17 protein-coding genes and 1 riboswitch are annotated in these 19,141 nt (G+C 48.2%); of the genes, 10 read left to right on the forward strand and 7 right to left on the reverse strand.

Annotated features, from left to right (window positions below; all coding sequences use genetic code 11):
- Positions 1-2 precede the first annotated feature (2 nt).
- Complete coding sequence (locus H608_RS0104075) at positions 3-1,052, reverse strand: HlyD family secretion protein (RefSeq protein ID WP_028786564.1); 1,050 nt, start codon at positions 1,050-1,052, stop codon at positions 3-5.
- A 98-nt stretch (positions 1,053-1,150) separates the two neighbouring features.
- Here H608_RS0104075 and H608_RS23405 point away from each other — a divergent pair, with 98 nt between their 5' ends.
- Positions 1,151-1,687, forward strand: a complete 537-nt coding sequence (locus tag H608_RS23405) for a MarR family winged helix-turn-helix transcriptional regulator (protein WP_028786565.1) — start codon at positions 1,151-1,153, stop codon at positions 1,685-1,687.
- 109 nt (positions 1,688-1,796) lie between these two features.
- Here the strand turns inward: H608_RS23405 and H608_RS0104085 are convergent, their stop codons facing one another.
- Together H608_RS0104085 and lpxA are read right to left on the reverse strand one after the other, a co-directional pair.
- Positions 1,797-2,417 (reverse strand): ABC transporter ATP-binding protein, encoded by a 621-nt coding sequence (locus H608_RS0104085; protein ID WP_028786566.1) that lies wholly within the window; start codon positions 2,415-2,417, stop codon positions 1,797-1,799.
- Complete coding sequence (lpxA, locus tag H608_RS0104090) at positions 2,398-3,204, reverse strand: acyl-ACP--UDP-N-acetylglucosamine O-acyltransferase (RefSeq protein WP_028786567.1); 807 nt, start codon at positions 3,202-3,204, stop codon at positions 2,398-2,400. The genes H608_RS0104085 and lpxA overlap by 20 nt, the downstream gene beginning before the upstream one ends.
- Before the next feature lie 163 nt (positions 3,205-3,367).
- Between lpxA and H608_RS0104095 the strand changes: the two genes are divergently transcribed.
- Both H608_RS0104095 and H608_RS0104100 read left to right on the forward strand, forming a co-directional pair.
- On the forward strand, positions 3,368-4,312 hold the full coding sequence (locus H608_RS0104095; RefSeq protein WP_028786568.1) for a helix-turn-helix transcriptional regulator: 945 nt from the start codon (positions 3,368-3,370) through the stop codon (positions 4,310-4,312).
- Positions 4,313-4,368: 56 nt separating this feature from the next.
- Positions 4,369-4,923 carry a hypothetical protein gene (locus H608_RS0104100; RefSeq protein ID WP_155990038.1) on the forward strand — a complete coding sequence of 185 codons (555 nt, stop codon included), beginning with the start codon at positions 4,369-4,371 and terminating at the stop codon, positions 4,921-4,923.
- Between the two features lie 129 nt (positions 4,924-5,052).
- On the opposite strand, the gene H608_RS0104105 is transcribed toward H608_RS0104100, so the two are convergent.
- Positions 5,053-5,556 (reverse strand): ferritin, encoded by a 504-nt coding sequence (locus H608_RS0104105; protein WP_028786570.1) that lies wholly within the window; start codon positions 5,554-5,556, stop codon positions 5,053-5,055.
- A 296-nt stretch (positions 5,557-5,852) separates the two neighbouring features.
- Between H608_RS0104105 and H608_RS0104115 the strand changes: the two genes are divergently transcribed.
- A complete protein-coding gene (locus H608_RS0104115) occupies positions 5,853-6,083 on the forward strand; it encodes a hypothetical protein (RefSeq protein ID WP_028786571.1) in 231 nt (76 codons plus the stop codon).
- 333 nt (positions 6,084-6,416) lie between these two features.
- On the opposite strand, the gene H608_RS0104120 is transcribed toward H608_RS0104115, so the two are convergent.
- Positions 6,417-6,956, reverse strand: a complete 540-nt coding sequence (locus H608_RS0104120) for a tetratricopeptide repeat protein (RefSeq protein WP_155990040.1) — start codon at positions 6,954-6,956, stop codon at positions 6,417-6,419.
- Between the two features lie 34 nt (positions 6,957-6,990).
- On the opposite strand from H608_RS0104120, the gene H608_RS0104125 reads away from it, so the two are divergent.
- Positions 6,991-9,132 carry a sensor histidine kinase gene (locus H608_RS0104125; protein WP_028786573.1) on the forward strand — a complete coding sequence of 714 codons (2,142 nt, stop codon included), beginning with the start codon at positions 6,991-6,993 and terminating at the stop codon, positions 9,130-9,132.
- Between the two features lie 51 nt (positions 9,133-9,183).
- Here the strand turns inward: H608_RS0104125 and H608_RS0104130 are convergent, their stop codons facing one another.
- Entirely contained in the window at positions 9,184-11,583 is a 2,400-nt protein-coding gene (locus H608_RS0104130; RefSeq protein WP_028786574.1) for a ribonucleoside-diphosphate reductase subunit alpha, read from the reverse strand.
- Positions 11,584-11,653: 70 nt separating this feature from the next.
- Entirely contained in the window at positions 11,654-12,625 is a 972-nt protein-coding gene (locus H608_RS0104135; protein ID WP_028786575.1) for a ribonucleoside-diphosphate reductase small subunit, read from the reverse strand.
- A gap of 120 nt (positions 12,626-12,745) precedes the next feature.
- A riboswitch (cobalamin riboswitch) is annotated at positions 12,746-12,981 on the reverse strand.
- Positions 12,982-13,198: 217 nt separating this feature from the next.
- Here H608_RS0104135 and H608_RS0104140 point away from each other — a divergent pair.
- From H608_RS0104140 to H608_RS21185, 5 genes are all read left to right on the forward strand, one after another.
- Entirely contained in the window at positions 13,199-13,534 is a 336-nt protein-coding gene (locus tag H608_RS0104140; RefSeq protein WP_028786576.1) for a DUF6686 family protein, read from the forward strand.
- 154 nt (positions 13,535-13,688) lie between these two features.
- Positions 13,689-14,267 carry a nitroreductase family protein gene (locus H608_RS0104145; RefSeq protein WP_028786577.1) on the forward strand — a complete coding sequence of 193 codons (579 nt, stop codon included), beginning with the start codon at positions 13,689-13,691 and terminating at the stop codon, positions 14,265-14,267.
- A 115-nt stretch (positions 14,268-14,382) separates the two neighbouring features.
- On the forward strand, positions 14,383-14,805 hold the full coding sequence (locus tag H608_RS0104150) for an SET domain-containing protein (protein ID WP_028786578.1): 423 nt from the start codon (positions 14,383-14,385) through the stop codon (positions 14,803-14,805).
- A 175-nt stretch (positions 14,806-14,980) separates the two neighbouring features.
- Entirely contained in the window at positions 14,981-17,713 is a 2,733-nt protein-coding gene (locus tag H608_RS0104155) for a TonB-dependent receptor (RefSeq protein WP_162142839.1), read from the forward strand.
- A gap of 26 nt (positions 17,714-17,739) precedes the next feature.
- Entirely contained in the window at positions 17,740-19,137 is a 1,398-nt protein-coding gene (locus H608_RS21185; protein WP_051268019.1) for a DUF4876 domain-containing protein, read from the forward strand.
- Positions 19,138-19,141: the final 4 nt, after the last annotated feature.

The raw sequence follows: 19,141 nt of genomic DNA on the forward strand, positions 1-19,141 counted from the left end.
GATTAGTCTACGCGTGCTTCCACTGTTACGCTAAGGCCGGCCTTAAGGATTTTTTTGAGTTCGGGAGTATTATCAAACTCGATCTTCACCGGTACACGCTGGGTTACTTTTACGAAATTGCCCGAAGCGTTGTCTGGAGGAAGAAGCGAGGTTTGTGCACCGGTTGCTTCACTGAAGGAAGTGATGCGGCCGTGTATTTTTAATTTGGGATAACCGTCGATAGACACTTCAACGGGCTGACCGATCGACAGGTTTTTGAGTTGCGTTTCCTTGTAGTTGGCCACGATCCAGAAAGTCTCGTTGTTGACGATGGTAAACAGTGGTTGTCCGGGCTGAACGTACTGGCCTGGTGCCAGGTTGAGTTTGCCTATACGTCCTGATGCGGGCGCTAAGATGCGTGCATAGCTTAAACGGAGGCGGGCATTTTCCAGCTCGGCTTTGCGTGTGGCGATCACGGCTTCGGCTTTGGCGATCTGTGCCTGGATGGTGCCGCCTTGTGCGGAAGCCTGGCTGATCTGTTGGCCACCGGCAATAGCCTGTTGGTGTGCGGCCTGTGCGTTGCTTCGGCTGTCTTCGAGTTGTTTGCGGGTGATGGCGCCTTCATTAAATAAGGCTTCGTCGCGGGCGAGGTCGGTCTGTGCCTTGTCGTCTCTTGTTTTGAGGACGGCTGTGTTGGCACTGGCGACGCGTTCGGCTGCGGTCATGTTGGCAACGGAAGCGCGGGCGTTGGCGAGATCTGCTTCGGCGGTGAGCAGGTTGGCTTCTGCCTGGGCCACGGCGATGCGGTATTCGCGGTCGTCGAGTACCACCAGCGTTTCGCCGGGTTTTACTTCCTGGTAATCGCGGAGGTTGAGGGAATCGATATAACCGGCCACGCGGCTGAGTACGGGCATGGCATTCGACTGTACCTGGGCGTTATCTGTCTCTTCATAATGAAGAGCGTGCTGGATTTTTTTATAGCCAAACCAGCCGCCCACGATAAGTACGAGCGGGAAAAAGACGTATATCGGCTTGAATTTCTTTTTCTTTACGGGTGTGTTAGTGTGTTCCATGGTTGAATAAAACTGAATTGAGAAAACAAAAGTAAACTTAGTTTACTAATTAGTCAACTAGATTGACCAATTTATTTTTTTAATGTTATCTTTGTGGTATGAACAAGCAGGAGTTAACAGAGCAGTTGAGGGCTACCCAGGCCGCGAAGCTTCGCAGTTGGGGTAAGCTCGTGAGTGTATTGAAGCGTCAGTTCGATAACTGGGCCAGTGAGTATTTTTTTCAGGGTGAACATAAACACCTGAAAATGTGGTACATGCCGCTGATTATGAATATTGGTCCGGACGGAATCAACAATTCCGAACTGGCGAAAAAAGCCATGATGACCAAGCAGGCGATGAGCAAGATCGTGAAGGAATTGCTGTCGCTCGGTTATATAGAAAGCCGTCCCAGCCCGGACGACAAGCGTTGTTCCATGATCTACCTTACGGAAAAGGGTCAGCTTTTTACGCTGGATTGCCGCTCGGTTATTTCCACCCTGGAAGCTAAATACGAGGCCCTGGTGGGCAAGGAAAAACTCGACTCATTGAAAGATGTGATGGTCGATATCATCGCTTACAACAATGAACACCTTCATTTGGGACCACAGTGCAATGGGCTGGTGCAGGAGATCAAGGAAGCGTGGAAGGAGAGATAATGAATGTGTAAATGTGTCCGATACTTCGTCCCGAAGTATCGAAGTGTGTAAATGCGAAATGATTTTCACATGGCCCCTGCCTGCAGGGCACATTTACATATTTGCACATTCACTTAAAGTCCGTCACTACAATCCGGTGCTGACAAAACCGGTACTCCACTTCATCATTACTGCTGACGATCAGCAGCCGGTCTTTGCCGTATTGTTCCACTAACTGATGGTAAAGTGATATGCCTGCCTGATCGAGGTTGGTGCAGGGTTCGTCGAGCAGTACAAGGGCGGTGTCGGAAAAAAGACATTGCGCCAGCTTTACTCTTTGTTTCATTCCGGAGGAATAATAACGGATTTGTTTGTCTCTGGCTGATTCGAGGGTGATCAGCGAGGGAATATCATTTACGCTCAATCCCGGCAGCAATGGTTTGAAGCGCGTATGAAATTCCAGGAATTCGCGCAGCGTCATTTCTTCCACTACATCCATATAAGGTGCGCAGATCGAAACCTGGCGGTATACTTTTTCAATGGCCAGTGCGGTGTGACCGGGATGCGCGTAATGGATCTTTCCTTCATTCAGCATCATGTTGCCGCTGAGTACCTGCAGGATGGTGCTTTTGCCCGAGCCGTTGGGACCGGTGATGGCATAGGAATTTCCTGGTTCAAATGTGTGTGTAAAGTGCCGGAATATCCAGTCGCGGTTGTAGCGTTTGCCGGCATCAGACAGAGAGATCCTCATCGCCGTTGCCTTTTTGGTAGCGTTTGATGATACCGCGTCCGCTTTCACGGATGAACGTAACGATTTCGTCGCGCTCGTCGGTAGCGGGGAATTCTTCTTCCAGCAGTTCTACTGCTTGTGAAGTATTTAATCCTTTGTTATAGATAATGCGGTAAATATCGAGGATGTGATTGATCTTTTCAACAGTAAAGCCGCGGCGTTTCAGTCCTACGGAGTTGACACCGGCATAGCTAAGTGGTTGACGCGCAGCCTTGATAAAGGGCGGAACATCTTTACCTACCAGTGCCCCACCGGAAATAAATGCATGAGAACCGATGTGTACGAACTGATGTACGGCGCATACGCCACCGAGGCCGACCCAGTCGCCCAATACTACGTGGCCGGCGAGCTGGCTGCTGTTGCTCAATGTACAGTTGTTGCCGATGATACAATCGTGACCGATGTGGCTGTAAGCCAGGATCCAGCAGTTGTTGCCCACCACGGTTTTCCAGCGGTCGCTGGTACCACGATGGATGGTTACGAACTCGCGTATGGTGCAATTGTCACCAATCTCCACGGTTGTTTTTTCTTCTGCATATTTCCGGTCCTGCGGAATGGCACCAATCACGGCTCCGGGAAAAATGCGGCAGTTCTTGCCGATCCTGGTGCCGTCCATGATGGTAACATTGGATCCGATCCATGTCCCTTCTCCAATTTCAACGTCCTGATGGATAACGGTAAAAGGGTCAACCTTGACATTGGTTGCCAACTTTGCATTCGGGTGAATGTATGTATGTGGATGGATCATGCAGTGCTGTTACAAAAAAGCCACGTTTCATTTTAAAACGTGACCGTGCAAAGGTAACTGTTAACCGGAAAAAAGGAATTTTTTTTAAATAATGCCGCTTCAGACCAACTTTTGACAAACCAGGCTGTTAAAATCGGTGTTCCAACTGTAAATTTGCACGCTGATGCAACCCACTACCGATATACTCACCCTGGCTTACAAGCGCCCCCTGGAGGAAACCTCCCTGGAGTTGTTGCATGAAAGAGAGAGCGTGATGCCCGATGCGGTGCAGTATTCCATCCGCCGGTTTCGCCGCAACAAGCAGTGGAACATGGAGGATACGGGGATGATGGTGTATCACTACGAAGCCGACGACAAAAAGCAAAGTCATCTCGAACTTCGTTTCTGCATCAGCGGTAACGTCTACTGCCGTCACAAACAAACGGATTGCGACCAGTGCCGGAGCCAGTTGTCTGTCAACTGTCCCGAAAAAGAAGAAAGTGTAGACCTGCTGAGTTTCCGTTTTTCCCCCGGTCAGCTTTCACAATTTGCCAAACCGCGCTATACCACGGAAACGATGGTGTGTGACGATATCATCAGTTTCCGCCGCCCGCAATCTTTCAACCGCATTCTTCCTCTTTGCGGTAAATCGCGTGTGGTACTGGAGGCATTACTGAATAATAATTATACGGATACACTCGAAAACATTTTTGTCAACGCGCAGATCCAGATGTTGCTCTTGCATAGCCTGGATTGCATGGTGGGTGAGAAAGAAGTGCATACCATTGCCTGTAAATTCCTGGCCAATGAAGCGGACCGTGACAAAATCGTCAAGGCGCGTGAAGTATTGATCCAGCATATCGGCGAGCCGATCACCATTAAAGAGCTGAGCCGCAAGGTGGCCATGAACGAATGTTACCTGAAAAAAGGCTTTAAGGAAATGTTCGGCACCACCATCTTCGAATTTTATCAAAGCCAGCGCATGGAACATGCCAAGTTCCTGCTCTATGAAAAAGGCCTGAGTGTGACCGATGTGTCCATGACATTGGGATATTCCTCCATTTCGCATTTCAGCACGGCCTTCAAAAAACACACGGGACTCAAGCCTTGTGAGCTTTTATTCCGCTGATCCCCTTTTTCCGGCACGGTTTCTATTCTTATATTTAGGTACTAAATAGTTTTCTCATGAGAATCATTATGTGCCTGCTGGTCTTGTTATGCGTGTGCTCAGCTCATGCACAGGACAGTCTGCAGGTGCCGAAAGGAGTGGTATTGTTCAAGGCTACCGAAGAGCAAATGGAAAAAGCGAAACTATCCCTGCTTCGCGAATTGAATGCAACCACTGCATCTTATCAATTGTTCAACGGTATTGCCTTTATCGGTCCGCGTTTATGGGGTCGCTACGGTACGGATGCCAGCGCTTCGCGTATTCAGCAGGGAGATATGACCATCCGGGTGCCGCAGTTTACCAATGGTCGCCGTACCGGCACAAAAGAAGTAAAAGGAAAAGTGTTGCAATCGCCGGCGGATTTTAAAACTGTGTGGGACATCCTGCTCCGCGATCTGGATGGAAAAGAAGCAAAACTCCGGTTGCCTACAGCCGATGAACTCAATTATTACTGGTCGATCATTTCCTTTGATATCAAATCGCCTGTGCTGGTGATCGAAACGCCGGGATACAACGTGCTGGTAGATATGAGCGGCAATACGGCGAAGGTGTATTGGATGGAAGAGGTTTGATTTGAAAATTTGATGATTTGAAAATTTGAAGATGGAAATACATTTGCAATCCCGTACGTCGGATCCCAATTGTCAAATTTTCAAATCATCAAATTACCACATTAAAAAAGCGGCCAAAGGCCGCTTTTATTATTTCCCTTTCCCTCTGAAATTGAGGATATCTCTGTCGAAGAGGTAGAGGCCGCTTTTATCGTCGCCGATAAGCTCAAGTTTGTCATTGAGTGTGCGGGCTGTTCGTTCTTCTTCTATTTGTTCGTTTACATACCACTGCAGGAAGTTGTGCGTGGCGTAATCTTTTTCTGTCAGTGATAAGTGTACGAGATCGTTGATGCTGTCGCTTACCTTCAATTCATGTTTGAGAAACTCTTCAAACACGCGGCGCAGCGACTGAAACGTGATCATGGGCTGTGGTAATGCGGGAATCGTTGCAAATCCGCCACGCTCGTTGATGAAGCGGATCAACTTCAACATGTGTACACGCTCTTCATCAGACTGCTGATAAAAGAATTCGGTTACACCTTCAAGACCGGGTTGAATTTCGGCCCAGCTCGCCATGGCGAGGTAAGCCTGGGATGATTCGGCTTCCATCTGTACCTGCTTGTTCAGTGCCTCTTGAATGGAGTTGGATAACATGTTTTTATTTTTTACAAATATACACGGTTAAGGCGAAAGGAGTAAGGCTTAAGGAGTAAGGAGTAAGGTGCAAGGCGTAGGGGTAAGCTAAACCTCCATGGTTCGTGTATACACGAACCATGGAGGTTATTCACGATTGACGATTCACTTATTGACTTATTGCTCATTGCCATGGTTCGTGTATTCACGAACCAACTGTAAGGTCTTCGCGTCGCAGCTTGCCGGGGATTTTTCCGGTATTTGAACATCTTTCGAATTGCGCAATCTTGCTATGCTTTTCTTTGAAAAAAAATAAGATGCTCAACTACAAAGTAGTGCCTTATGTAGGCAATATTTCGGTCAAACAGTCTTCACATGACGCGGCTATGGCTATTGAAAGTATTATCAATGATTACTCCCGCCATGGCTGGTCTTTTGTCTCGATCGATCGTTTGGAAACGGCAGTCAATGATCCCGGATGCTTTGGGATCAATGCGCAAAAGACCACCAGTTTCATTCAATTGATAATTTTCAGCCGTGCCGAATGAAATGGGTACTCTTGCTAAGTATTCGTATTTACTGGCTCATTCCTGCAAGCAAAAGACGAAGCTGTCTGTTTAAAGAAAGTTGCAGCCGATACGTTTACCGCATTACATTGAAGTACGGATATAAATGTGGCATCAACAGCCTTAAGCTGAGACGTAAACAATGTTGTGCCGGATTTTCTGTATTAAACGAAGGGAAAGTCAGGTTGACAGATGGTAGTGTGATCGATATTGACCTGACAAAGCTGGTGAACAGGTGAATAAGTCAATAAGGCAATAAGTGAATAAGTTAATAGAATACCTTAGCCCCTACGCCTTAGCCCGAAGTATCGGGCCTTACTCCTTAATCCTTAGTCCTTCCACTTCCTTCAGATTTGCTTTCACCTCATCTATCAGCGGTTTCCAGCGCGGATCGGATTGCAGGGGCTTTAGTAATTCCGAGCCTTCAAGGTGATAAGGATTATAATATTTCCCACCGGTTACCACCCGTTTTAATTCGGCAAAGGCACTGTCCCGCTGACCCAGTGCGGCATACGCTTCTGCCACATTAAAACGGTGACGCACCCGCCCGAGGTTATTGTTTAGTTTGAATGCGAGCGAGTAGACCGATATAGCAGCGGCATATTGTTTTTTTAGAAAAAAAGTATCGGCAATGCCTGCCAGCGGAGCATAACAGCTACTACAGGAGTCTCCGGTAATAGTGCGCTTGAACAAGATCTTCCCGGTTTCCCTGTCACGAAGCTCGAAGTCGCGCGGTCCTTTTGTATTCGTTGAAAAATTATAGTAGATATCATTCTTTACTACTTGCGTAGTGTCCTGCGCATGCAGATTTTGCAGGAGAAAAAGCGTTGATAATAGGAGTGCGATTTTTTTCATCGGTAACCGGTTTTTAAAGTTGTATTTTGCTGTCATGAGCCCCGTTTCCCGAAACCTGCTGCTTTTCTTTTTACTTTTTTCTTTTCTTACGGTAAAAGCCGGCGGCCCGGATCTGCGGAAACGCGTGCAATTGCTTGTCCGCGAACCGTCAACACCCAAACAGGACAGCCTGCTGCAATTAGCCATCGACGAAGCGCAAAAAACGGGCCGCGACGATTACCGGATGCGACTTTATCACCTGTGGTCGTTTATGAAAGTGCAGCAATCCGATTATGCCAGGGGTATTGCTTATGCTAAAACGGCCGTGGATATTGGTTTTTCGTCTCCCCAACTTAAAAATGATGTGTCATTCCGGGATGCGCTTGTTCAACTCGTACTTGCTTACGGTTATATGGGAAAGGCAGACAGTTCCTGGTATTGGATAGACTACGCTATTCCGCTATGCCGCGACCGCGATCCTTTCAACCACTCTTTGTTGTTATCCCTCAGCGGTGTTCGCGAGTCGGAACGCGGACGGATGCGCGAATCAGGTAATTGTTTTGACCAGGCCATTGCGTTAGCCAAAAAAACGCCCAACCCGCACGATGATGTGATGGCTTTGTTCAATAAGGCCGAACTATTGCTTTCGCAAGGCGACTGGGGCGGTGCGCTTTCCGTAGCCACTTCTTTCCAGGACAGGTTAGACGATCCTGCTCTCGGTAGCGTACCCGAAGATCCGGTTGTTCGGATGCCTTTTATGTTTCGCAACGCCAAACACAGCTTGTACCGGACACTGGCCATGGCTTATTTCAATTTATCCGATATAGATGATGCCTGCTATTATCAATCGAAAATCGTAGATGCTTACAAGGCGCGGGAGAACTATCGCTATTTGCCCTATGTCTGGTGCGACCTCGCGGAAATGGAAACCTTCCGCAGCCCGGTTGATAAAGTAAAACATATTTATGACAGCTGCCGGCAGCTCATCAAAGACTATGCAGGCAGTAATGAAATCCCTTTTCATTCATTTTACTATACCGGCGGATGGCTTGCCGAAAAGGAAGGCCGCTACGGGGAAGCGGTGGAATTATACACCCGGGCCTCCGAACAACCCGCTTCGCAAATCTCTATTTCCGTCCCAGCTATTTTACGCGTGTATGCAACAACAGGCAATTATGTTGCAGCCGATTCGCTGATCCGCCATGTTAATTCGAGCGCCAAAGCAAAGGATGCATTTTTCCGGATATTGTTTTTCAAGGAGCAGGCGGCACTGTTGGAAAAAAGAGGACAACATGCACCGGCCCGCGACAGGTGGCTGGACTATTACCGGCTCCGTGATTCCCTGCACAATGCTGCGCGCTATTATATGGTACTGGAAGTGGAGCGTAAATTTTATACGAAAGAAAAAGAAAAGGAATTAAATACGGCTATTGCCGGGCAGGAAGGACAGAAGCGATTGCTGCAGCAACGCAGACGAACGATTATCCTGCTGCTCGCCGGAGCCGCGCTTTTAACGGGACTTTGTTTTTTACTCTACCGTTTTTATCGCGCACGTAAAATACAGGCCCAATTGCTCGCGAAAAAAAATCAACAGGTGGAAACGCTGGTGCGCGAACTGCATCACCGCGTAAAAAATAATCTGCAGGTGGTATCGAGCCTGATGGCTTTACAGGTGAGCCGCCTCGACGACGACAATGCACGCAAGGCATTGGAAGAAGGCCGCTCGCGTGTGGATGCCATGGCGCTCATTCACCAGAAATTATACATGGATGAGGAACTGGCTGCAGTTGACATGCAGGTGTACCTGCAAACGCTGACCACCATGCTCGCCGGCTCTTACGGATATGCCAATGAAAATGTTTCCATCAACGTAGCGTTGAACCAACCGTTGCTCGACGTGGATCAGGCGATGCCGCTGGGTTTGATGATAAATGAATTGTTGTCCAATGCTTTCAAGCACAGCTTTCCCGTTACTGCTGATCCGCATGTACAACTCAGTCTTACGGAAGAGAATGACAGGCTCATACTTCGCATAGCTGACAATGGTCCGGGTGTGGCCGATGTAGCGGTTTTGGAGAAAAGCAATTCATTCGGTTTCAAACTCATCCGCCTGCTCACCATGCAACTGAATGGCACGATGCAGATCGCCGTTGCAAATGGTTTGATTTTTACGATTGAGATGGAACGGCCGGCATAAAAAAAGGTGTACCATACAGTACACCTTTTATCCTTGAATAAAATTGATCGATTAAGAACCGCAGCTAATGCAACCGTCCTGCATGGTACATACCGCACCCTCGACGATTTTGGCTTCTGCTTCGGCTGTGCCACCTTCTACCACGCTCAGGTTGTGCGTGTCGATCAGCGGCTCAACACTTTTGCCACCTTGTTTTTCTACGGTGAACTGCACGGCCTGGGAAGCTGCTTTGGTACGCAGGTAATACATACCCGTTTTCAGTCCTTTCTTCCAGCCATAGAAGTGCATGGAGGTCAGTTTGCCGGTAGTAGGAGCATCAACAAACAGGTTGAGTGATTGTGATTGACAGATGAACGCGCCGCGGTCTGCTGCCATGTCGATGATCGCTCTTTGTTTGATTTCCCAAACGGTTTTGTATACTTCCTTGATCTCTTCGGGAATGCCGTTGATTTTCTGGATAGAACCGTTGTTCGACATGATGGCATTCTTCATTTCGTCGTTCCAGAGATTCAGCTCCACCAGGTCTTTCAGCAGGTGCTTGTTTACCACTACAAATTCTCCGCTTAATACGCGGCGAACATAGATGTTGGAAGTGTATGGTTCAAAGCACTCGTTGTTGCCAAGGATCTGTGAAGTAGAAGCAGTAGGCATCGGCGCTACCAGCAGTGAGTTGCGTACACCGTGCTTCAGCACTTCTGCTTTCAGCGTGTACCAGTCCCAACGAAGGGTAGGTTCTACATCCCACATATCAAACTGGAAGATTCCTTTTGATACAGGTGAGCCTTCGTATGTTTCGTAAGGCCCTTCTATTTTGGCGAGATCTTTACTTGCAGTCATTGAAGCGAAGTAAATAGTCTCGAAGATTTCTTTGTTCAGTGCGCGGGCTTCATCGCTTTCGAATGGCATGCGCAGCAGAATGAATACGTCGGCCAGCCCCTGCACGCCCAGTCCGATCGGACGGTGGCGCATGTTGGAGTTCTCTGCTTCTTTTACCGGGTAGTAGTTGTGATCGATGATCTTGTTCAGGTTCTTCGTTACCTGGTAAGTTACTTCATACAGTTTGTCGTGGTCGAACTTGCCATTGATTACATAACGGGGCAATGCCAGGGACGCCAGGTTACAAACCGCAACTTCGTCAGGTGAAGTATATTCAATGATCTCGGTACACAGGTTGGAACTTTTGATCGTACCCAGATTCTGCTGGTTGCTCTTGCGGTTGGCAGAGTCTTTATATAGCAGGTAAGGGGTGCCGGTTTCAATTTGTGCGTCCAGTATAGAGAACCAGAGTTCCTGTGCTTTTACCTTACGGCGTGCGCGGCCTTCTGATTCGTATTGTGCATAAAGTTTTTCAAATTCTTCACCCCAGCACTCGTGCAGTCCGGGTGCTTCGTTGGGGCAGAACAGGCTCCACTCGCCATCTTCTTCCACGCGTTTCATGAACAGGTCGGGAATCCAGAGAGCATAGAAGAGATCGCGTGCGCGCATTTCTTCTTTACCGTGGTTCTTGCGCAGGTCCAGGAATTCATACACATCGGCATGCCATGGCTCGAGGTATACCGCGAAAGCGCCTTTGCGTTTGCCGCCACCCTGGTCTACGTAACGCGCTGTGTCATTGTATACACGCAGCATGGGAATGATACCGTTGCTGGTGCCGTTGGTGCCACCGATATAGCTGCCGGTAGCGCGGATGCCGTGGATAGCCAGGCCGATACCGCCGGCGCTTTGTGAAATTTTTGCTGTTTGTTTCAGGGTGTCATAGATACCGTCGATGCTGTCCTCTTTCATGGTCAGCAGGAAGCAGCTTGACATCTGGGGTTTAGGCGTACCGGCGTTGAAGAGGGTAGGCGTGGCATGTGTGAACCAGCGTTCGCTCATCAGGTTGTACGTCTTGATAGCGCTGTCGATATCTGTTTTGTGGATACCGATGGCCACGCGCATGAACATATGCTGCGGGCGTTCAGCGATCTTACCATCGAGTTTCAGCAGGTAAGATTTTTCGAGAGTTTTGAAACCGAAATAATCGAATCCGTAGTCGCGGTCGTAAATAATGGTAGAGTCGAGCAGTTCGGCATTGTCCTGAACGATCTGCCATACATCGTCGGCGAGCAGCGGCAGGTGTTTGCCTGTTTTGCTGTCGATGCAGTTGTAGAGATTTTCCATGGTAGCGGAAAAGCTCTTGGTTGTGTTCTTGTGCAGGTTGCTTACGGCGATGCGGCTGGCCAGCAGTGCATAGTCGGGGTGCTTCACGGTGAGTGAAGCGGCCGTTTCTGCCGCCAGGTTGTCCAGTTCGGTGGTCGTTACGCCGTCATACAATCCTTCGATTACTTTTTTTGCCACGTCCACCGCGCTGACGAAGCGGCGGTCAAGGCTGTAACAAAGTTTTTCAATACGCGCTGTTATCTTGTCAAATTTGACACTTTCTTTTTTGCCGTCTCTCTTGATTACCTGCATACTGATATATTTAAATGGTTAGTAGTAAGTCGTAGTTGGTGTTAGTTTTTTTGTTTTCAGCCCTTGTTCTTCAGAAGTCTTCTTCTGTGGAGAAGGATTGACTTTCTTTGGAAGACATGACGCCGGATTTCTGGTAGTCGCCCACGCGTTTTTCGAAGAAGTTGGTCTTTCCTTCGAGCGAGATCATTTCCATGAAGTCGAACGGGTTGGTGGCGTTGAACATTTTAGGGTAACCCAGTTCGCCCAGCCAGCGGTCGGCTACAAACTCAATGTACTGGCTCATCAGGTCGGCATTCATGCCGATGAGTTTCACGGGCAGCGCTTCGGTGATGAATTCTTTTTCGATCTCCACGGCATTGCCGATGATGGAATACACTTGTTCCTGTGTGAGTTGGTTCTTCAGCATGCTGTAGAGCAGGCAGGCAAACTCGCAATGCAATCCTTCGTCGCGGCTGATCAGCTCATTGGAAAACGTAAGTCCGGGCATCAGGCCTCTTTTCTTCAACCAGAAAATGGAGCAGAAGCTGCCGCTGAAGAAGATACCTTCCACGGCTGCGAAGGCCACCAGTCTTTCGGCGAAACTTCCGTTCTCGATCCAGCGCAGGGCCCACTCGGCTTTCTTTTTCACGGCCGGTACGGTATCGATGGCATGAAACAGGCGGTCTTTCTCTTTGGGGTCTTTAATATAGGTGTCGATCAGCAGGGCATAGGTTTCAGAATGGATGTTTTCCATCATGATCTGGAAACCGTAGAAGCAGCGGGCTTCGGGCAGTTGTACTTCACTCATGAAGTTAACAGCCAGGTTTTCGTTTACGATGCCATCGCTGGCAGCGAAGAAGGCAAGCACATGAGAGATGAAGTGACGTTCGCCGTCATTCAGTGAAGCCCAGTCTTTTGCATCAGCACCCAGGTCGATTTCCTCGGCCGTCCAGAAGCTGGCTTCGTGTTTTTTATACTGTTCCCAGATTTTGGGATAATTGATGGGAAGAATAACAAAGCGGTCTTTGTTCTCTTTCAGCAAAATTTCGTCCTCATGCTGCATGATAAAAAATATTGTACGGTTATATAATGCGGCACGACAAGAGACAAAGCGTCCTTAAACTCCTTGCGGAGTTTTTTTCGATCGGTCTTTGCCGGCACCTTATGATCCGGGAAGGCTCCAGACAAATAATTCTGAGTGGCAGGTCTCCTGGCTTGTTTTTCTTGCTTCACACCTTCCCATCCCGGTTTTGAACCGGAACAGTGGTCTAACGTGCAGCTTTCAGCAGGGGAGCGGGCGCTCCCGGAGTGCTGGAAAACATACAGTTGCCCGTCAGCCCGTGATTCTCACACGGTTCCCTATTAAGCTTGATAACAATATGACTCGTTGTTACCAGCGCCAACCCGAATTATTTTCAAGAACTGACGACGAATTTAGCTGCAAAAAGTCCAAAGTCCCACCGATAATTATGCACTGAATGTGGATAGTTTTTTTTGCCCCGAAGCAAAGGCATACTGACAGCGGCCTGCCGCCTTTGTCAGCCCCCGGTCAGTTTTCTGATACCGTAAAACGCTTTTCTGAAATCGTAACCGAAGCACGGACCGTTGGGTGCATTTTTACAGAAACGAAGCAATTATGTGCGCCTATCAAACCCTGTTTCACGACGACAATACCGGCTATGTGGTAAGATGTGCGGAGTGCGAAAAGATCCAGCTTGGTTTCGGAAACCTGGTGATGACGTTTGCCCGCGATGATTTTGATGCGTTTCGCTGGTGGCTGCAGAAAGTGAAGAATGAACAACGCCACGAAAATTCACCTTCACTCCGCTGTATCCTTATTCCTACGCCCTGCGATGGCATGCGGTTGCTGTTGAGCGCGCGGGAGCTGAACGACTTTGATAAAATGCTCGAAGAGGCAGACAGTGAACTGCGCTCGTTGGAACTGCTCAAATTATTCAATGAGCGGTCTTAACTAAACACGACGTTATAAATGTGGATATATCGGTGTGTTCCCGCTCCCGGGAAACCACTAAAAACAAAGCAGCAGTGTCATCCTCCCGGTGGCACTTTTTTTATATCCGTATGTGAAAAATTGCTTCCTTACTTTTGCACGAAATAAGCGATACATGAGTGCAGAGCAATTCAATGAGCTGGTGCGTAGCCGCCGCTCCGTTTTCCCCGATCAGTTTGATACCACACGCCGCGTTGATGACGCGATCGTAGAACAAATATTGACCAATGCCATCTGGGCTCCTAACCACGGCAAAGCAGAACCCTGGCATTTTACTGTTTTCACCGGTGAAGGACTGCAAAAGTTCGCCAACTTTCAGAGTGAGTTGTATAAAGAACTTTCCGGTGAAAATTTTAAAGAAATCACCTACGGCAAGCTGCAGCAGCATCCGTTGAAAGCGTCGCACATCATTGCCCTGGGCATGAAGCGTACGCCGAATAAAAACATTCCGGAGATCGAAGACGTGGAAGCCGTGTCTTGTGCGGTGCAGAATATGTATCTGTCTACAACCGCTTACGGCATCGGAGGTTACTGGACTACCGGTGGCATCACGTATCGCGAGCCGGCTAAAGCATTTTTTGGTCTCGGTGAAGAAGATAAATTATTAGGATTTTTCTATATCGGTCACATAGCCGTGCAGCCAACCGGCGCGAAGCGTCAGCCGCTGGAGGAGAAAAGTACCTGGGTCCGCTGAAGCGGAATTTGACGATTTGATAATTTGAAAATTAGCCGGAACTGCGATCATTAGCGATCAATCTGAATAGCTTCGATTATCAAACTGTTCCTAACCGATTTTCAAATTTTCAAATTTGCTCATTACTCCCTCATACCGCATCATCTTTCCCGTTAAAGTTGCCAAAAGCGGCATTGCCGGGAAAGGAGCTTTTGCTACCGGTCGTATACCTGCCCGCCGTAAGATCGGTGACCTCGGCGGCGTGATCATTACCATGCGCGAAGCACGCAAACTGATCCGCGATATCAAAGTCATCAACCTCGTGGAACTCGATGATGACCTGGCACTGAATGCTTCTGCCAATCCCAACGACCTCAAATACATCAATCACTCCTGCGATCCTAATACTTACCTGCGCGTAATGAAGAACCGCGTGGAATTCTATGCGCTCCGCAATATCAAAAAGGGTGAAGAATTGACAGCCGATTATGGTGAGACACATCACGACGGAAAATTGCCTTGTCGTTGTGGCGCTAACAACTGTAAGGGTTTTCTGTAGCATGTCATCTGCTTGTCACATTCTCTACTTGTTTAGTAGTTTTTCCTGATTTCATAAGTGTCTTTTTTTTCGCTGCTGCACTTTTGCACTCCGATTCCAACCAATGCAGCAAGCCGCCAGATACGCCATCTTTATTAACAAGCACTTTTTCCGGATTTTTTTCCTAAGTGTCATTGTGTTATATAGCGGAGTACAACTCTCAGCGCAGGATACCAATAATGATATAAAGGGAAAAGTGATCGATGTGGCCGGCAAACCGCTTTCCATGGTCACCATCCGTCAGCAGACCACCGAACTCAGCTTCACTTCCCGCGCCGATGGCAGTTTTGTTATTCCGGTTTTACCCGGCGATACCAGCGAGGTGGTTCTTGAATTTACTTATATAGGTAAACAAAAAGCAACCCGCACCGTCAGCACACAAAGCCGCCTGATCCCCGTGATCGTGGTGATGGAAGATAATAGCCTTACACTCGGACAGGTACAGGTTACTGCCGTAAGAAAAGGCAATGTTTCCAACTCCTCCCTTCTTTTTGATAAAGAAACACTCGACCAATTGCAGGCTTTCAGTCTCGCAGATGTATTGAATAATATTCCGGGTAAAGCAGCGGTGGCCCCTCAATTGCAAAATCCACAAACGCTCACGCTTCGCACCGAAGTAGACGGCAACTATGCCCTGAGCAATTCACTGGGCAGCTCTATTTATCTGGATGGCTTCCGTTTGTCCAACGATGCCAATATGCAAAACAGGAGTCTGTCTATCCGCGGCATGTCGGGTTCCATTCTCGGCAGCCGTTCCGATGGAAGCTTTGATGTTCCTTTCGGTGGTATCGACCTGCGGGAAATTCCGGTAGACAATATCGAAAGTGTGGAAGTGGTGACGGGTGTTGCTTCTGCCCAATATGGCGAATTGTCCGAAGGTGCCATCATCGTAAACCGCCAGGCAGGCCGTACGCCTTTTCAGTTTAATACGCGTGTCAACGGTGCGTCTTCCGAATTTTCTTTGTCAAAAGGATTAAGCCTCGGGCCTAAACTCGGTGCATTGAATCTCAGTGTTTCCTATCTCAACAGTAACAAAGATCCACGCGATAAGATCAAATCATTCAACCGCATCAACACCGGTATGATGTGGACCAAACAATTTTCTAAAAAGATCAAGAACACTTTTTCCGTTGATTACAATACCCGCCTCGACGACGTGAAGATTGACCCGGATGATGATTCTCAACTGAAAACTTATTCCAAAAGCCGGGATTTGGCTGTCCGCAACAGGTTGTCCGTTTCCCTGCCAAAATCATTTGTAAGAAGTATCAACTTCAACATCGGTTATACAAAGGGTTACCAGGATACCTTCAATCAGTGGCTGCTCAATGGTCCGCCGAAAGGCATCGCCAACAAAGACACCACCGGCGTATACGAAGGTTATTATCTTCCCGGTGCCTATCTCGCGGAGGAGCGCATCATCGGTGCACCCGGAAGTTTCAGCAGCTCGCTCAGCTTTGCCAGTGTGATCAAACACAAAGCGGTTGTCCATTCATTGTCTTACGGCCTCGACTTTTCTTCTTCTTTTAATGATGGAGAAGGCATCGTAGTGAATCCTGATCGGCCGCGCTGGATTGCAATCAACAACCAGAACGAACGGCCTTATGATTATACGCAAACACCCACGCTCTGGAGCTACGGTATTTACTTGCAGGAAAATATGCATGCAAAGATCGCGGGCCGTTCTCTGAATGCCGGTCTGGGTATGCGTTATGATATTCAAAACGGTTATGGTTCCTTCCAGCCGCGTATCAACGTGCGTTATGCATTGTCAAAAAAATGGGAAATAAATGGTGCTTTCGGTATCGGTACCAAATCACCCACGCTTGCGCACCGTTATCCTGCACCAACCTGGCTGGATATTCCGTTGCTCAATCTTTACAGCAGCACCGTGGGGCAGCCAAGCCTGTTTCTCGTTTATACACAAAAAATTATTCCGGATAACAGCGATCTCAAACCTTCGCAAACAAGACAGGCAGAGTTTGGTCTGCGTTTCAATGACGGCTTTATAACTGCGTCTGTTTTTGGTTACTGGAAAAGAAGCCTCAATGGTTTCAACAGCTATCAACGCTACGAGGGGCTATTGTTGCCGAACTATGATTATGAATATATATCTGGTCAGCCGATCCGTTATTTCCCAACGGGTGACTCTACGGTATACGCGAGTGCCAGCAATTATGTGATCACCAACGGTCTTGAATCCACAACGCGCGGATTGGAACTCATGCTGAGCACAAAGAAGATCAGGGGCATTCAGACAAGCTTTAACCTGAGCTCTTCTTATTCCGAAAGCTCTTATTACAACGCCAACGATCTGCGGGTGGTGCAGGCGGATCAGACTTATGTAAATGCAGGTGGCGCCGCCTGGTTTGGGGTATATAACAAACAAGACAAAGCCAACTGGAGCCTGATGTCGCGCATCGGCACTGATACACATATTCCGGCGTTGGGATTTGTGGTGAGCCTCTCTGCCGACATCTGGTGGCAACGCGCAACAAAGGAGCTGGGCAGAAGCAATCTTCCGGTCGGTTACCTCGACAAAAACCTGAAGTTTGTACCGATTGAAAACTTCGATGCATCCAACCCTGATTATGGCTACCTGAAGCTGGACCCGGATATGATAACGATCATTCAGAACGGAGTGGAGACCGTACTGCCGCGTACAGAACCTACGCGTTTGCCCTTCTCTTATGCCAGTCTTAACATGCGTATTGCCAAAGAAATTAAAAAACAAATTCGTCTTTCGCTGAACATATTTAATGTATTGAACGTGGCCAATGGTTATTACAAAGTACTGACCACGGGGCCAACCTTTACCCGGCAGACAGCGCCGATCAGTATTTCAGCGGGAATGAGTATTCGATTTTAACTGCCGAACATCTAAAACCGATTAGTATGCGTATTCAGAAATTGTTATTGTTTTTATGTGTGTCCATGCTGGCTATTTCTTCGTGCCGCAAAAATGACCTGGGTGGAGGCTCCGCAAAGCCCGTGGCCCTGACCGTTCGCCTGCAATATGGCGATGACGTATCAGCGCTCAACCTGCCGAAGCAAAATGCACAGATCAAAATCACCAACACCACCAGCGGTACCACCAACCAGGTAACGACCAATGCAGAGGGTGTGGCAACGTTTGCCAGCATCGCTCCGGGTACTTATACCATTACCGCGTCTATCACCATTCCTGCCGCTACCTATTCGTCTCTGAGCGGTACCACTGTGGATGAAGATGTAGTATTCAATGGTAACCTGACTGCTCAATCCATCGTGCAGGCAACTAATGAACTCACTATTCAGCTTTCTGCCGGCCGCCTGGGTGACTGGGTATTCAAGCAGATATATTATGCAGGTTCCAATACTTCCACAGGTGCAGCTTTCCGCGATCAGTTTGTGGAGATTTATAATAATTCCAACCAGACCCTGTATGCCGATAGCCTTTGTTTTGGTCAGGTGTATGGCGTAAACAATACGACTGCCAACTATCCCAATCATGGTTATTTGTCCAATAACCAATATGACTGGAGTCAGGCGGTGGGTATGAACGTATCCAATGCAAATCAGAATTATGTATACCTGCGTTCATTGTATATGATTCCCGGTACCGGTACACGTTATCCTGTTGAGCCGGGCAAGAGCATCATCATTGCACAGACTGCATTGGATCATACCAATCCTTACACGATGAATGACGGACTGCAGCAAGGCATTACCAATCCGGCTTTGACGGTGAACCTCGCCAATGCTGATTTCGAAACTTACCTGGTAGATTACAAACGTGCTACGTATGTACCTCCCGCAAATAACCCTACTGCACAATTTTCTCCCTACAAATGGGATTTGAATAATCCTGCAGTAACGAACATGGAAGTGATCTACCTGAACTCTGGCAATGATATGGTGCTCGATAACCTGGGCCGCGATGCGTTCGTCATCTTCAAGCCCACTAAAGATCCCAAAACATTCCCGATGTTCCCCGAGCCTACAGTGCTTGCGGCAAATATTACCGCAACTACCGAGCGTTTTTACCAGATACCCGACAGCCTGGTAGTAGATGCGGTAGAAATTCAGCGTACAGTGGAAACACAACGCGTGCCCAAGCGTCTGCAAAACAAACTGGATGCGGGTCCTGCAAATGTTACAGGCGGACAATACACTTCCCAGTCGCTCGTGCGTAAGACGGCGCGTACTGTCGGCACGCGCCGTGTATTGCGCGATACCAACAACTCCGGCAACGACTTCTTTACCAAACAAAAGGCAGATCCTTCCAAAAGCGAAGCTTCTTTTGCGGAATAAGTGC

The sequence above is a fragment of the Terrimonas ferruginea DSM 30193 genome (genome assembly GCF_000425585.1).
GTDB lineage: Bacteria > Bacteroidota > Bacteroidia > Chitinophagales > Chitinophagaceae > Terrimonas > Terrimonas ferruginea.